Source organism: Pinibacter soli (genome assembly GCF_029961145.1).
GTDB lineage: Bacteria > Bacteroidota > Bacteroidia > Chitinophagales > Chitinophagaceae > Pinibacter > Pinibacter soli.
The window spans coordinates 811,900-827,332 of record NZ_JASBRG010000007.1 but is presented as its reverse complement, the minus strand read 5'-3'; the positions used below and the strand labels follow the sequence as shown (position 1 = coordinate 827,332).

Below are 15,433 nucleotides of genomic sequence, written 5' to 3'. Positions count from 1 at the left end.
AACTATACAAAAATGAAAATTAGAAATATATTTTTTGCATCCGGATTTGCTTTAACTGCGTTGGCAGGATGTGCAAAATCTTTGAACATCGATCCGACGATGCAGCAAACCGCAGACAATTTTTACCGCAATGAAACTGATGCTTTTCAGGCTTTAACATCTGCTTATAGCGTACTTACTTATGATGCGCCAAGTACCGCAGGCGGCAGTGCACAGAATGTGGCCTTCTCACTTGTTAGTGAAGTAATGGGCGACTATTGTTATGGAGGCGGAGCCAATGCGACTGATATTCCTGCAACAGTACGTCTTGACCAGTTTCAGGAATTTGTTACCGATCCCGGACCGGAAGCATTGTGGAGCAAATATTTCACCGGGTTAAAACGCAGCAATATACTCCTCGATAAGTTGCCCAATATACCATTTGAGCACCCTGACCTAAAACCACAGTATGAAGCTGAAGCTAAATTTTTGAGAGCGTATTATTATTTCGATCTTGTTCGTTTGTTTGGCAATGTGCCATTGTTGCTCAGACAATATACAGCAGCAGATGGCGCTCAAAAACAAGTGGCTCCTGAAGAGATCTACAAACAAATTGGCATTGATCTGCGCGACGCGATCAATGCGAAACTAACTGATGGTACAACCGATGCGCTTCCAAAATCTGCGATTGTCATTGCTGCAGAAAGTAAAGGAAGAGTGTCTAAAGCTGCTGCGCAGGCCTTGTTGATGCGTGTGTGGTTGTACTACACCGGCTATTATGGCAAACCTCAACTGCCGGGTGTTACTACACAAGATATTATTGCTATCGGCAATGATGTGATCAATAACAGTGGCAACGATCTGATGCCAAATGCATACGACAAAACAAATGTGACTGCAGGTACTAAGCGCGGTGTAACACCTCTGTTTGATGTAGCTAATAAAAACAATGTTGAAAGTGTGTTTGAAGTTCAGTATTCGGCTTTATCAAAATGGGGCGACTGGGGCAACAGGGAAGGTTGCATGGGAAACCAGGCGGTTATTTTGTGGGGCATGCGTGACATAAGTGGTACATACGCTGCCGGCTGGTCATTCGCGCCAGTAAGCAAAAAACTTTTTGACAAATTTGATCCAAAGGACCCGCGCCGTTTCGCTACCCTTATCAACGCCAATGCAAGCACCGTAACCGGCGATGACGGCGAAGCGCTTAAATACACAAAAGGATATCAGAACACAGGATATTTTTGCAGGAAGTTTGCACCAATTACGTATAACAACGCTGCTGGAGGTTCCCGCGAGTTAAATTATCCTAACGATAACCCCGTGATACGTTTTGCAGACGTGTTGTTGATGGCAGCAGAACTGAATTTGAATTATGGTGATAAAAACGCAGCATTGACTTATTACAAACGTGTTCGCGAACGTGCAATGGGCGTTGGTTCTGTAACAACTACTGCAAGCCAGCTTACACAAACGATGATAGATGATGAAAGAGTATTTGAATTGTCACTTGAGGGTGTCCGTTATTGGGATGTATTGAGAAAAGGTCAGGACTATGCCGCGTCTGTTTTAAACAACGGCGAAGCAGGCGACTTTAGTGTTAAATATAATAAACAGCGTGCAGGACTGTTGCCAATACCTCAGTATGAGATTACTCAATCGAATGGAGTTTTTATACAAAATCCAGGCTATTAATGGTTTCATAATCTTTAATCATTTTATACATGAAAAAAAATATTTTCAATATACATTCAACTTTCTGCATTCTGCTTATTACTGCAATGGCGGCGTGCAGGCCACAAGCGCCCATTTCATTGGATCCCAAAATAGATGATCTGCGCATTGTTGTAACACCCGATAGTTTGCCCAACACCTACATATTGACCGCGAACCCCGGCAATGTAATTGGATACTGGGACCTTGGAAATGGTGCCAAAGTAAATGGTGCGAGTTCGGCACGTGTTCAATATCCATCGCCAGGCAACTACACTGTAACATTAAACGCTTATGGCAGCGGAGGGAAAACCAATATCGTATCCATCGTAATTCCTGTTTTGAAAAGCAATTATGATTTACTGAAAGACAGCATTTATACGTTGCTTACAGGTGGTATTAATAATCCCGGTGGCAAAGTATGGGTAGTAGATTCTATGATTACAGGACACCTGATCAAGAATCCTCAAAAAGGCGGAAACGGAGATTGGGCCGCACTTCCGGCAGATGGTGCCAATGGCTATAATAATCGTGCTAATAACAAGTACGGTGCCGGTATGTATGACGACAGTCTTATTTTCAAGCTTACAGATAAAGATGGTTTTGCTTTTGAATATCGCAATCACGGTACAAGCTGCGCAGCTTCTAACGCTATCTCTTCCGGTGCTGATGCAGGCAAAGGCATTTACACTTTACTGCGTACTAACGGCGCATGGCAATCAACCGGAGCGGTGCCGGTTTCATCAATAGTACCCGGAGCTACCGGCGATTATATTGTTTATTGTACACCTCCTAAAAATATGGGTTGGTCATTGTTAAAAGATGGTGCCGGAAACTATAGCCTGATATTCTCATCAGGTGGCGGTTTTCTATCCTACTTCACGGATTGGAGTTCAGACTACCAGGTGAAATCAATAAACGCAGATAAAATGGTCGTTTGGAAATCTTGTTCAGATGGTGCTACAAGACAAATTGTATTGTGCAGAGCGGGATTTGCAGATCATGACTAAGCTTGACGAATAAATTAATTAATGGAACACATTTTAAAGTATAAATGTTAGGGCCCATGAAAAAACTAATTATATTTTCTCTTTTTACAGTGCTGGTGTGTGCGCTTGCCTGCCGTAAAAATGACGATAACAAATTTGCAAGGACATTTGATATAAACACGGAAGGATGTTATGCGGAAGGCAGCTTCGTACAAGCGACCAAACTTGCATCAACGAGCCAGGCCGTTATCCTTTATGAAAACTGCGGAGGCGGTACCGCTACTATAAGTGCTGACACAGTAAATGGTATGTATATTCCTGCTACCACAGTTACATTAAAGAAAGACAGCGGTGCTGTAAAAGTACCGGTATCAGGTACTCCTGTTGAATTGAAGGTGACTTACCTGCCTATAAAAATAATGTACAACAGTAAAATTTATAACACTACTGTTTCTGTTGCCGTGGCTCAGGATCCGGATCCTAATGGTGTCATTCATTTTACTATAGATAATACAGCGATCACATCGTTGTCAGCTATTAAGCAAATAAGCTTTACAGTGGATCCAACCCCTGCTGCTATTTTAGTAAGTAACAGCAATACTATCCAGGGCCTTACAACAAATGTTGTTGCTGATCCTTATACTGGTAAAGGCACACTTACGCTTACTCCAACCGCTCAATTTTTAAGTGACACGGTGATAGCAGTTGCAAGTTTTGGTGCAAGACCTGCTGTAACAGTAAAAATCCCTGTATCGGCGTTTTCGGCTGGAGATGGCTCTATTGCTCATCCTTATGAAATTGCATCATTGAACGATCTAAACCGTGTACAATACGGATTGAATAAGGCTTATAAAGTAATAGCGACTATAGACGCTTCGAGTCAAAACTGGAGCCCGATCGGAACATCTGCCGCACCGTTCACAGGTTCATTTGACGGCAATGGACAAACGATAAAATATGCTATCAACCAGCCAACACTTGACAACCAGTCATTCTTTGGTTATGCAGGTGCGGCAGCGGTAGTGAAAAATCTTACGCTGACCGGTTCAGTTACTGCAAACAATGTAGTAGCAGGTATAGCAGCAAACAGCGAAGTCGCATTTACCAATTGCGATGCTTCGGGTGTTGCGGTTACAGGTAGCAACACAATAGCGCTTTCAACAGCAGCTGGTAGTGCAAAAGACACCCGCATACTGGCAGTTGGCAGTAGTTTTCCAACAGTTATCAACATTACAATGGGTACTAATTCTGCATCGGTGCCATTAGGTGTAACACCTAAAGATGTATATGTAAACACAACGGCAAACCCAACAGGAGCTGCTATTACATACAATACAACTACAGGAAATATAACAGCGGATAAGTCTGGCGGCACGTTTACGCCCGGTAATATTACCGTGGCAATGAGCCTCGCACAAACAGGTGCAGGAGCCAATGTAAAGACAACTGCGCGTACGATTGCCATCAGTTCAAAAAGCATGTATGAAAGTGGCAGCGGTACTACAGGTGATCCTTACATGGTAAAGGACCAGGATCAATTAAATTCTACAATGGCGAACTATCCGAATGCATCAGTAAAATTCATGAATGATATTACTGTAACCAATCCGTGGACAGCCATCACAACTTTCGGTGGTACTGTAGATGGAGCAGGTTTCAGCTTGAGTGGTCTGTCAGGAGCTTTTGCTACAAAAGGTGCATTTGTTGTTACCAATACAGGCACTATTAAAAACATACAATTCACTGGTGTTAATATGACAACAGCGGTTGCTTTTGGTTTAGTTGCTGGTACAAATTCCGGAACTGTTCAAAACGTAACTGTCGCAGGTACACTGGTTAGCACAAACACGAGTGACATAACAGGTGGTGTGGTAGGAGAATTAACAGCTGGTAAAGTTACACAGTGTGCTACTAATCTTTCCATCACTTCTTCCAGTGGAATGGTTGGTGGTATTGTTGGCAAATCATCAACCAATGCCAGTGAAATTTCTTATTGTACAGCAAAAGGAAATATCAGTATTACAGCAGCGAAAAGCAGAATTGGTGGAATACTGGGCAGAGGCGAATCTGCAGTAACGATTAAAAACTGCGCTTCTTCAGTTGTAATTACAGGCGTAGCTGCAGGTGGTACGAATGGTGTTGGCGGCATCTTTGGTGCAAACAACAACGACAACATGCGAATTGATGAATGCTTGTTTACCGGTAATATTACCAACTGTTTCTCTATGGGCGGTATTGGCGGTGTGGCTGCCAACGTGCGTAACTGTTTGGTAAGCGGTTCTACATTAAATGTGGGAGGGGTAGTAAATACAGGGGCGGCCGGAGGAATTAACGGTACCGGTAAAGGAGCTACCTCAAATTGTGTTGTAATTGGTGCTACTCTCGGTGGCATCACCGCTACCGGTTTGGCGAATGCAGGGATTGCAAGTACTTTCCAAAACAATGGCTATGCTTCAAACTGTGTAGTGGTAAATGCAACCATCGGTTCTTCTTCTGCTACACCATATCTGCAACGTGTTGTGGGTACGGCAGCAAATGGAACCGGAGTAAACGCTACGAACTATGCGGCAGCAGTAACGGGTATTGCAACGCCTGTTGACAATGCAGGCGGTTTAGATGGTGGAACCAAATTAACAACAGATTTAACGCAGTCTTTCTATCAGGGTTTAGGTTTTGATTTTACCAATATCTGGCAGATGAGCGGCGGTAATCCTGCTTTGAAAAATGCAGGCTACAATGGCACTTTGCCAACTCCTTAATTTTTGAATAAAACATTTTTTGACAACAAATAACGACAGTCAAATGAAAATGAATATAACACTTGGTATGCTGTTGATGATCCTGGCATCATCCTGCACCAAAAGTCAGCTTATAAGCGATTTGCCACTGGCTAAACAAAGCGGTAACGGCAGTGCTACATTTACTACCAAAAAACGTGGAGCTGCGTTTAGCACAGGAACCAGTACTGGTTTTTGGGCCGACAATATAAAAAACCTCAATGCAAACTGGTATTATACCTGGGGCACTACTACAGGTCTTGATCCGGATGCGCCGAAAGGAATTGAGTTTGTTCCAATGTTCTGGAGCCATACGAACGTAACACAGGCAAATATTGACGTAGTGAACCAGATGTATCGTGATGGTAAGATTTTCTTTGTACTTGGTTTTAATGAACCAGATCTTACTGCAGAATCAAACATGAGTGTATCGCAGGCATTGGATGATTGGGAAACATTGTGCAACAAACTTGATCCGGGTATTAAATTGGTAAGTCCCGCAGTGAGCTGGCCTGGTGCTGCATGGTTCGATCAATTCATGCAAGGTGTACAACAGCGCAACCTGAGAGTGGATTATATTGCCCTGCATATTTATATGGGACAAAGTCCTTCCACTTACGCAACCCAGGTAAGTAATATTTACAACAAATATTCAAAACGTGTATGGATAACCGAATTTGCGCCACGTGATGACAATGCGACCAGCGGACATCCTGAAACAAACCACTATTCTTCCGACTGGATACTTGCAAACTTTATGCCCCAGGTGCTAAACTCTTATGAATCGATGGATGCGGTGTTCCGCTATTCATGGTTCAGCGGATCGCCCACAATGGCCGGCCTTTGGACGTCAATGCTGGTGGATAAGAACGGCGCCCCAACAAATTTGGGTAACTATTATAAAACAGTAGGACAGTAAAATATTCATTCTAAAAAAAGATAACCACCCGAACAAGGTGGTTATCTTTTTTTTTGGTAAACATTGTTCTCAAAAGAAGGGTAAGGTTTAAGCTTTATAGTTTGAGGAATAATGATCTTAGCTTTTCGCCGCGAGTACTCAATAATATTTGGGAACTCCGTTACAATCATATTCTATTTCCATTTTATTTGCCGCAAAAGAGGACATAAAAGGACCGCCATAAGGATCTGAAAAAGTCCAGCTTGCAGGCAACAGGTAGGGGTTGTATTCGAAATGGTATGTGCCCCATGGCAGAGCCGTAGGGTTATGCAAACTGTAATCTAAACTAACAAACATCCAAATTTTATTGGTTCGCCGGATATTTATTGCTGAGTCGTAAGCTGAATACATATTTGAATTTCCATTTGCATCATACAAAAAAAATTGAGTATAATTACTGACAGGATCCGTAACTGTTGAAATTCTTCCGGAGTTATCGAAGTTCAGGTATCTTGTATTTGTAAGGGCGCTGTTATATGGAGGGTGACTATCGGTAATGTACGAATCGTAGTACCAGCAATTATAAAGCGTGTCTACAACTTTTGTAGGAGATAAGTAGTGATAAGTGTGCCATAGCCAGGCATGCTGTTGCCCGGCAGGCTCAACGAGCCAGTCTGTAAGGCGGCTCTGTTTATCGTATCTAAAATGCTGATCATTTTCAGCAAAGTTTCCGGGTATGTCGGGATATTTACCAACTACATCTTTCGGCTGGCCAGCTTTGTTGTAATAGACTGTAAATTCATAGTAGGAGTCCCTATACCATATCTTGAATTTTTTGATGTCGCAGAACTGAAATGTTTGTGTTGGATTTTTATTTATTTGATCAATAATTTTCTTGCAGGCTAAAAAATAAAATGTTGCAATTGTTGCGACTAGCGTTAATAATATCTTTTTCATAACCCTTGCATTTAAAGATGTAAGAATAAAATGCGCTTTAAATAAGGTACTGATATCTTTTGCTTTTTTGCGGCAGGATACTGGGAGGAGAAGAGAAAGAAGTTGAAATTCGTCTACTAATCTACTAAACGATGTTGTTTTATAAAATGATGGCGATCATTGCTGTATTTGATTATGCTCATCTGGCCATCCCAGATAGCCCGATAATCATCAGGTTGATGTGTGTTTCACCAGTTATTTCCAGATGTTAAAATTGATTCTGAATTTTTTCTCCTGTAATAATTTTTTCCAGTCTGTAAATAAAAAAAGGCATATCAAAAGTATACCAATAGACGTTCCCAGGAAAACCTTCCAGGTTAGAATACCATGAATAATATCATTAAAATTGTTTGCTACATAATCACCGGTGAAGACCATAACGGCATCGCTAATAAATTTGCCAACAATAAAAGCCGGGATCAAATATGAAGTTTTTACCCCGGAACTCCCCGCCACTGTAAACAAAGGAGTGGATGGGAGGGGCATGAGTGTATAAAGCAACACAAAGAGTTGAACCTTCCAGTTATTATCTGCTAGCTTCCCTCCAATAAATTGCAGATCATCCTTTTTTTCAGGTTTGAGAAAACGTTTGGATAGCAAATATATATAGCCACTATACAAGTATCTTCCCATTGCAGATCCCGCAACGCCTGTAATGAGCACAAACCAAATATTCAGGTCAAATTTTACCTGGAAAAAAACCATCACGATCCATGCCGGAGGGCCGATAAAAGGCACAAGATCCACGACAAGAGAGGAGAGAAAGACAAAAAAATAAATAAGGATGTTCATAGCAGACCTTTTTGCGCATGTTTTTATTCTATCGTGGCAATGGACTACAAATTACGCAAATTGCTGTGGACATAATCAAAATAACGGATCGCGTTTTATACAAAGAACATAATTAAAAAAGATATAGCGTTTTAAATTCGAATAGCGATTTACGTGAGTATCATAAACAATAACAATTGACAACTCAAATTGTCTCAGTTTATAGCATTCAAAAATAGATACTTAATGATGCAATAACAAAATTGTCGATGGAGAAGGGGTTGAAATAATATACACCTGCGGTAAGTTTCCAGAATGAATATTCAGCAAAAATACCGCGCTGTGTGTCGAGACTCGTTTGGTATAAACGTGTTCGCTGTATTGAAATGCCCGTTCGAAGACTGTTGATTGGAGTCACTGCCAGTTCTGACCATACGTAAAAGAAATTATTGCCTTTGTCTGCAAAGTCTATCAGGTATTCGCTTTCGGAGTACAGATCAAAAATTTTATAAGAAGCTTCCAGTTCCAATGCCGGTATAAGACCGTTCGAATTTCCGGCTGCTAAGCCCACCATAGGGGTGGCAGCAAACTGAAATTTTTCCCCGGTTTCAAAACGCCATCCGGCAAATGCAGAAACAGTTTTCAAATCTTCATAATTATATCTTGCTTCTAAATGTAAAGATTTATGATCCGCATATCCGATAAGCGTGCCCGTGTTTTTTTCTTCGGGAATAAAATAGTAATAACCTGAGGCCGAAAAGGTCCATTTGGCCTGCGTTGAATCGACAGGTTTATCTTGAGCAGTCGCAATGTTTCGCAGAAAATAGAAAATAAAAAGTATGAATATTTTATGCATAATCAGCCTCCGAGAAAAATGGTAATAGCAACAAGTAATATTCCAAGCAGAACCATGAAAAGTCCCATGCGCCATTTGTTGTAACCGCTATAACCTGCAAGCATCCATCCTCCGACGAACATCAGCACTATTGCTATTCCATTGGAAACACGCATTGCCAGCTTGATATCGTCAATGAATTTAAATGGAATTGCCACAGGAAAAGTAGAGAGAAATACCAGCAGGAAAACGCCGAGCGCCATTTTTATATCTGTTGTTTTTATCCGCACACGCAAACTTGATTCCGGAAGATCTAATAACCGTTTACGGACAGTTTCAAAGTCCTCATTTTTCATTGCAGCAGAAACAACAGGTGGTAACGCATCTGAAATTGCTTCTCTTGCTTTTTCCGGCGTACTGGTTGAGCGTATATAGCGAAGAATCATCCTGCCGCGACCTTGCTCCGCAAGGCCGGTTAAAACAAACATAATGGCATCTACCAATCCCCACGCAAGATTACATCCGATAGCACCGATAAGAACGTCTTTTACATCGGCTTTGCCTGATTCAACAACACTAATGGTGCAGGTAAAACTAAGCGCCATGATCAATCCAAAAACAATTTCAGAAATTCTGTCAACAGGGTTTAACAACCTTCTTCCTTTCTGCAATGCACGTGGTGGGTGCTCGTCTTTGAGACTGGTTCTTGAAGAATTATATAGGTTTGTATCGGCCATGGGCGGGGTTGTTTTATTATAAACTCCGTTTATTCCGCAAAATCAGATAGTCTTAGGTGCGACTATCTCGAAGTAAAATGTCTTTATTATAACAATTTTTGCCCGTGATTGTTTTGAGGATAAAGTTTAATACCGGTAACGAGGGTAGATCGATAGAACACTCGCTGACCTAAATTGTTTTTTTTGTCGCATGTGCAACATGAAGATGGAGGCTTCCGGCCTCCTCTTTTTTTGTTCGTAGTTAAAAGTTCTACATGCTTAGGTTGTCAGGTGCTACTCTTCTCGTAATAAGGCACTTCGTCGTTTGATACGGCTTCTTTTTGCTGCCAGTATGCCAGTGATACAACGTGGCCATCTTTTGTACGCAGCTGTCGTCCAAAAACAGCCAATACAGCGCTAAAAGTAACATCGGTAACGCCAACAATAAAACTGACCGGCGTTGCAGGCGATCCTTCTTCAGCGGCAGTAGGCGCGGCTTTTGGCGGTGGCGCAGGAGCTACTATCACTGTATATCCATTGGTTTCAAGAAGTGTTTTCAGGAAATCAGCACGTTCCTGTAAAACGTTTTTTTCTACAATCGCACATTTTACTCCCTGCAGATCATCAAACTCGTGATTTTTATTAATAGCCATGGAAAGATTAATTAGGAATTAGGAATTAGGAAATAGAAATTAGGAAAGCCACCTCACAACGTTTTATTTTTTTGCTTAACACTAGTTTAGTACTATCAGCGAATAGATATAATCATATACAGGGCTTGCAACACCTATTGATATAACTCCGGCAATACATACGGCAAATGCCAGCTTTGACATAAGCGGTATGCGCACGGAAGGAAGTGGTGTTGAATTTGCATCCATGAAAATTGCTTTTACTACCCGCAAATAATAATAAAGCGAGATAATAATGTTTAAAGCAGCGATGCTTATCAAGATATAATTTCCTTTGCCTGCACCTGCTATCAGTAAAAAGAACTTACCGAAAAATCCTGCTGTTGGCGGCACACCGGCCAGTGAAAACATGGCTATTGCCAACACCCATGATAACGCAGGATTGGTTTTGTAGAGTCCCTTGTAGTCGCTGATATTTTCTTTTCCCGTCGCAGACGTTACCACTGATACTACGCCAAATGCAGCAAGGTTCGAGAAAACATAGATCAATACAAAGTAGATAACAGAGGTGGTTGAAATATCCGTTCCTCCTGATACACCCACCAGTATAAAGCCTACCTGAGCAATGGAAGAAAAGGCAAGAAAGCGCTTGAAGTTTTCCTGCCGGATGGCAAACAAGTTGCCTATAGCTATAGTGAGTAACGACAAGATGAAAATCATGTTGTACCATACTTTCGCCAATGGGCTGAATACTGTGTATAGCACTGATACGAATACAAAGAGTACTGCACCTTTTGATATGACAGATAAAAATGAAGTTACTGATACCGGAGCGCCTTCATATACATCCGCCGTCCACAGGTGAAAAGGAGCTACTGAAATTTTAAAAGCAAATCCTGCAATGATTAATATAAAGGCAAACAGCTGCAATGGATTATTGCTTATATGCTGTGGCAGTTCAGTAAATACCAGTGTACCGGTAGTACCATACAACATGGAAATACCAAATAACAAGCAGGCGGATGAAAATGCGGATGAAAAAATTAACTTCATGGCGCCTTCGGATGAACGTCTCTTTGCCAGGTCGAAATTTACTGCTGCTGCCACAGGAATGGTCGACATCTCAAGGCCGAGGTAAAACATGAGAAGATTGCCCGAAGAGATCATAAAGAACATGCCCAGCAGTGAGGACAACAGTAGTATATAAAATTCCGGCACATGTTTATGCGTCTTTAGCCATGACCACGATTGCAGCGAAATGATGAGCATCGCAAGGTTGAGAATATTTTTTTCAAGTACTATCAACTTATTGGTACGGAACATTTCATTAAACAATATGCCTTCACGATTGCATACGAAACCCAGGATAAGATTAAGCAAAAGCAATACATTGATCACGTTCATATAACTTTCGTTGCTTCTGTCTTTTCCCAGTTTCATAAACAGTAGTATGAAAACCATGGCGACCACGGCCATTTCTTGTTTCATGAGTATTAAAAAATCAGTCCACATTGTTACTCGTTTACATTGTTTAGTTAAAAGTGTAAAATCAAAAATCAAAAGTCAAAAATGTTTAAGGCTGGTAGGCTTATTCTTTTTTAAATATTAGCGCCTCAAACTTCATAGTACTTTGATTTCTTACTTTTTACTTTTGAATTGTCATTATTGTCAATACCTTATTCATAATAATATCTGTTGAAGGCGTTATCAACTTTGTAAGTAAAAAAGGCGCAAGGCCCATTATTACGATGCCTGCAATCAAAATACCGGCAGCCAGTTTTTCATTCCATGTTGCGTCGGTTAATTTAGCGTGTGATGCGTTTAATGGTCCCATAATTGATCTGCCTGTTGCCCGTAATATATACACTGCCGTCACCACTATAGAAGCGCAGGCGAGGATAGTAGCAAAACGGTACCACCCATCAGGGTTTTGCCATGAGCCCATAAACACCGTCATTTCAGCTACAAAGCCACTAAAGCCCGGAAGCCCCAGTGAGCAAAAACCTGCAATTATAAATACGGTAGAGATAAACGGCGTTACTTTTAGCAGGCCACCTAATTGTGCTACCTGCCTCGTATGTGTGCGGCTGTAGATCATACCGATTGCAGCGAAGAAAAGGGCCGTCATCAGGCCGTGCGATACCATTTGCAATACCGCACCATTAATGGAAGTTCTCGTAAGCATGCCAATACCAAGTAACACAAATCCACAATGGCTAACTGAAGAATAGGCATTGATGTATTTCAGGTCCGTTTGCATCATGGTCGCGAACGCCCCATAAATGATAGCGATGGTTGCCAGCAAAATAATAATCCATGAATAGGCGTGTGCGGCATCCGGCATTAAATACGTAGCAACACGCAAGCAGCCATAACCACCGAGTTTCATTGATATGCCCGCTAAAAACATTGATGCTGCTGTTGGTGCAGAGGAGTGACCATCTGGTACCCATGTATGAAAGGGAAACAAAGCAGTAAAAATGCCGAAGCCGATAAATGCAAAAGGGAAAAACATTTTCTGAACGGATAATGGAATTTGCATTCCTGCAATCTGCACCACATCAAATGTGTGCGTATGAAAATAAATGCCTGCAAGCCCCACAAATACTAATGCCGAACCTGCCATAAGCATTAGTGCCAGCTTCATGGCGCTGTACTCTTTCTTTCCGCTTCCCCAAATGCCGATCAGTAAGAACTTGGGAACAACTGCCACTTCCAGGAAGAAGAACATAGTGAAAAGATCGAGTGAAATAAAGAAACCATATGCACCTGTGCTTAACAACATTAACAGGAAGAAAAATTCTTTGCTCAACTGTTCCGTTGTCCACGAAACAAGGGTGCCCGCAAGAACCACCAAGGCAGTGAGAATGATCATGGCAACAGATATGCCATCAACACCCACATGATAATTAATATTGAGTGGCTTGAACCACGTAACAATCGATTCGAACAAAAACTGCGTACTGCCTGAAGCATGCTGTTGCCAGTATGCCGTCAGCAGAAAACCAACCAGTACAAGTTGTGCAACAGCACCGGCGAATGATACTGATCTCACCTGCTTTAATCCTTTACAAAAAAGAATAGCAATTGCTGTAAGAAATGGTACTACAATAAGAAGAGTTAAGTTCATACGACAAACTATTTCCAGAGATAAATAAATAAAATTGCCAATCCTGCAATACCAGAAAAAAAGCACAAAGCATATGTCTGCACTTTACCGGACTGCCATCCTTTTATAAAAACAGAAATGGAACCGGTAGCAGTGGCCACTCCGTTCACAAAGGCATCGATGATGTTCCTGTCTATCCAGGCTGCGGGCCGGCCAATCAGATTGAAAATAACTTTGCGGGTGACGAAAAGATATATTTCATCAACATAAAATTTCTTTGTTGCTGCTTTGTAAAAGTTGCCAAAAGTCGCGGCCATTTTATCGGCAGACCCGTTTTCTTTTTTGTACATGCGTGCCGCAAAAAATATGGCGAGCATCACGATGGTAATAGGCACAAGAGAAAACAATATATCCATGTGTGTTTCCAGCGCAACCCCATCTGATGTAACCATTTTTGTAAAGGGGACAAAGCCTGCGCCGATAGAGCAGATCATCAGGATGATCAATGGAATTTTCATGGAAGTGGTACCATCTGCATGATGTGTTGAATGCACACCAGGTTCCTTTCTCCAGAAAATGGAAAAATATAAACGGAACATGTAGAATGCGGTAAGGCCTGCAGTAAACAATGCAATGCCATAAATCACTTTGTTGGAATGGAATGAAGCCGTGAGAATTTCTTCCTTGCTAAAGAATCCTGCAAATGGCGGCACACCTGCAATGGCCAGGCAGGCCACCAGGAAGGCGATATGTGTAACAGGCATTAATTTGCGCAAGCCGCCCATGTCTTTCAGATCGTTGCTATGAACAAAATGGATGATGACACCTGCACCCAGGAACAGCAATGATTTGAAGAATGCGTGAGTGAAGAGGTGAAACAACGATGCGGTATAACCTAATCCGCTTTCTCCACCATAACGAGATACACCCAGCGCAAACATCATGTAACCGATTTGCGACATGGTAGAGTAGGCGAGTACCCTTTTGATGTCGGTTTGTGTGCACGCAATAATGGCAGCAATGAAAGCTGATATGGCACCAACCCATGTAACAACTTGCAACGCCGATACATCAATGGCGAAAACAGGAAACAATCTCGCTACGAGATAAACACCGGCTACCACCATCGTTGCAGCGTGTATTAATGCTGATACGGGTGTTGGTCCTTCCATGGCATCCGGCAGCCAGATGTGCAGCGGAAACATGGCCGACTTTCCAGCGCCTCCGATAAACACAAGACTTAAGCCCCAGGTCAGCATGGATATGCCAAGAAAAGAGGCTGTCGTAATGGCGATATACTCGCCCGATTGCGGTGCAGTGAGCCGTTGAATGAGCGTATTGAAATCCAGTGTGCCACCGTAAAAACTAAGCACCAGGATACCTATTAAAAACCCGAAGTCAGCAAAGCGGGTAACGATAAAGGCTTTCTTTGAAGCAGCCACCGCCGAAGGTTTGTTATAATAGAAACCGATCAGCAGGAATGAAGAGGCGCCCACCAATTCCCAGAAAATGTATATCTGGAAAATGTTGGATGAAAGCACCAGCCCCAACATGGAGAAGGTGAACAAAGAAAGATAAGCGTAGTATGTTGCAAAACGTTCTTCTCCTTTCATGTATCCAAGACTGAATATGTGAACCATCAGCGAAATAAAACTCACTACCACTATCATCATCATTGATATAGGGTCCACAATTGCACCCATATCAATGGACATTGTTGGCGAAAACGCCAGCCAGCTGTATTTGTATGCAATGATATGCTGGTAAACTCCGTCTATTTTTCCGTCGGCAAAAAAGTAATTACCTGCAACCAGCACAGAAATCACAGTAACCACAAGCATCGATGCTGTGCCTATAACTCCAGACGCGTTTTTTAAATACTTTTTTCCAAACAACCCCAGCAATAAAAAACATGCCAGCGGAAGCAGGAGAACCGGTAAAAGATATTGTTGATAATTCATAAAGAATATATTTCTGTTCAGTTATTGATTTGTTGGGAATTAATAATTAATAATTAA

The 15,433-nt window shown here is 41.8% G+C and carries 12 protein-coding genes; 4 read left to right on the top strand and 8 right to left on the bottom strand.

The genetic code is table 11. From position 1 onward, the window contains the following. Positions 1-12 precede the first annotated feature (12 nt). The 4 genes from QJ048_RS14225 to QJ048_RS14210 are packed head-to-tail and all read left to right on the top strand — an operon-like array spanning position 13 to position 6,377. Complete coding sequence (locus QJ048_RS14225; protein ID WP_282335043.1) at positions 13-1,674, top strand: RagB/SusD family nutrient uptake outer membrane protein; 1,662 nt, start codon at positions 13-15, stop codon at positions 1,672-1,674. A gap of 29 nt (positions 1,675-1,703) precedes the next feature. Beyond that, entirely contained in the window at positions 1,704-2,702 is a 999-nt protein-coding gene (locus QJ048_RS14220) for a PKD domain-containing protein (RefSeq protein WP_282335042.1), read from the top strand. Between the two features lie 56 nt (positions 2,703-2,758). Further along, the gene (locus QJ048_RS14215) at positions 2,759-5,440 is read left to right on the top strand and encodes a beta strand repeat-containing protein (RefSeq protein WP_282335041.1); all 2,682 of its coding nucleotides are present in this window, start codon (positions 2,759-2,761) and stop codon (positions 5,438-5,440) included. A 43-nt stretch (positions 5,441-5,483) separates the two neighbouring features. Beyond that, positions 5,484-6,377, top strand: coding sequence for a glycosyl hydrolase (locus tag QJ048_RS14210; RefSeq protein ID WP_282335040.1), 894 nt, complete (start codon positions 5,484-5,486; stop codon positions 6,375-6,377). A gap of 138 nt (positions 6,378-6,515) precedes the next feature. On the opposite strand, the gene QJ048_RS14205 is transcribed toward QJ048_RS14210, so the two are convergent. The 8 genes from QJ048_RS14205 to nuoL form a co-directional block, all read right to left on the bottom strand. Then, complete coding sequence (locus QJ048_RS14205) at positions 6,516-7,313, bottom strand: hypothetical protein (RefSeq protein WP_282335039.1); 798 nt, start codon at positions 7,311-7,313, stop codon at positions 6,516-6,518. A 234-nt stretch (positions 7,314-7,547) separates the two neighbouring features. Then, positions 7,548-8,144: a hypothetical protein gene (locus tag QJ048_RS14200; protein WP_282335038.1), complete on the bottom strand. Its 597-nt coding sequence runs from the start codon at positions 8,142-8,144 to the stop codon at positions 7,548-7,550. Between the two features lie 208 nt (positions 8,145-8,352). Continuing rightward, entirely contained in the window at positions 8,353-8,979 is a 627-nt protein-coding gene (locus QJ048_RS14195) for a hypothetical protein (protein WP_282335037.1), read from the bottom strand. Positions 8,980-8,981: 2 nt separating this feature from the next. Beyond that, complete coding sequence (locus QJ048_RS14190) at positions 8,982-9,695, bottom strand: VIT1/CCC1 transporter family protein (RefSeq protein WP_282335036.1); 714 nt, start codon at positions 9,693-9,695, stop codon at positions 8,982-8,984. Between the two features lie 266 nt (positions 9,696-9,961). Beyond that, positions 9,962-10,327, bottom strand: a complete 366-nt coding sequence (locus QJ048_RS14185) for a hypothetical protein (RefSeq protein WP_282335035.1) — start codon at positions 10,325-10,327, stop codon at positions 9,962-9,964. An 81-nt stretch (positions 10,328-10,408) separates the two neighbouring features. Further along, positions 10,409-11,794: an NADH-quinone oxidoreductase subunit N gene (locus QJ048_RS14180; protein ID WP_282335034.1), complete on the bottom strand. Its 1,386-nt coding sequence runs from the start codon at positions 11,792-11,794 to the stop codon at positions 10,409-10,411. A 157-nt stretch (positions 11,795-11,951) separates the two neighbouring features. Then, positions 11,952-13,436: a complex I subunit 4 family protein gene (locus QJ048_RS14175; RefSeq protein ID WP_282335033.1), complete on the bottom strand. Its 1,485-nt coding sequence runs from the start codon at positions 13,434-13,436 to the stop codon at positions 11,952-11,954. Positions 13,437-13,444: 8 nt separating this feature from the next. Continuing rightward, a complete protein-coding gene (gene nuoL / locus QJ048_RS14170; RefSeq protein ID WP_282335032.1) occupies positions 13,445-15,376 on the bottom strand; it encodes an NADH-quinone oxidoreductase subunit L in 1,932 nt (643 codons plus the stop codon). Positions 15,377-15,433: the final 57 nt, after the last annotated feature.

What these genes read in the sequence shown, in the direction of transcription:
- QJ048_RS14225 (WP_282335043.1), top strand. Translation starts at nt 13, where the DNA reads ATGAAAATTAGAAATATATTTTTTGCATCCGGATTTGCTTTAACTGCG.
- QJ048_RS14220 (WP_282335042.1), top strand. Translation starts at nt 1,704, where the DNA reads ATGAAAAAAAATATTTTCAATATACATTCAACTTTCTGCATTCTGCTT.
- QJ048_RS14215 (WP_282335041.1), top strand. Translation starts at nt 2,759, where the DNA reads ATGAAAAAACTAATTATATTTTCTCTTTTTACAGTGCTGGTGTGTGCG.
- QJ048_RS14210 (WP_282335040.1), top strand. Translation starts at nt 5,484, where the DNA reads ATGAAAATGAATATAACACTTGGTATGCTGTTGATGATCCTGGCATCA.
- QJ048_RS14205 (WP_282335039.1), bottom strand. Translation starts at nt 7,313, where the DNA reads ATGAAAAAGATATTATTAACGCTAGTCGCAACAATTGCAACATTTTAT.
- QJ048_RS14200 (WP_282335038.1), bottom strand. Translation starts at nt 8,144, where the DNA reads ATGAACATCCTTATTTATTTTTTTGTCTTTCTCTCCTCTCTTGTCGTG.
- QJ048_RS14195 (WP_282335037.1), bottom strand. Translation starts at nt 8,979, where the DNA reads ATGCATAAAATATTCATACTTTTTATTTTCTATTTTCTGCGAAACATT.
- QJ048_RS14190 (WP_282335036.1), bottom strand. Translation starts at nt 9,695, where the DNA reads ATGGCCGATACAAACCTATATAATTCTTCAAGAACCAGTCTCAAAGAC.
- QJ048_RS14185 (WP_282335035.1), bottom strand. Translation starts at nt 10,327, where the DNA reads ATGGCTATTAATAAAAATCACGAGTTTGATGATCTGCAGGGAGTAAAA.
- QJ048_RS14180 (WP_282335034.1), bottom strand. Translation starts at nt 11,794, where the DNA reads ATGAAACAAGAAATGGCCGTGGTCGCCATGGTTTTCATACTACTGTTT.
- QJ048_RS14175 (WP_282335033.1), bottom strand. Translation starts at nt 13,436, where the DNA reads ATGAACTTAACTCTTCTTATTGTAGTACCATTTCTTACAGCAATTGCT.
- nuoL (WP_282335032.1), bottom strand. Translation starts at nt 15,376, where the DNA reads ATGAATTATCAACAATATCTTTTACCGGTTCTCCTGCTTCCGCTGGCA.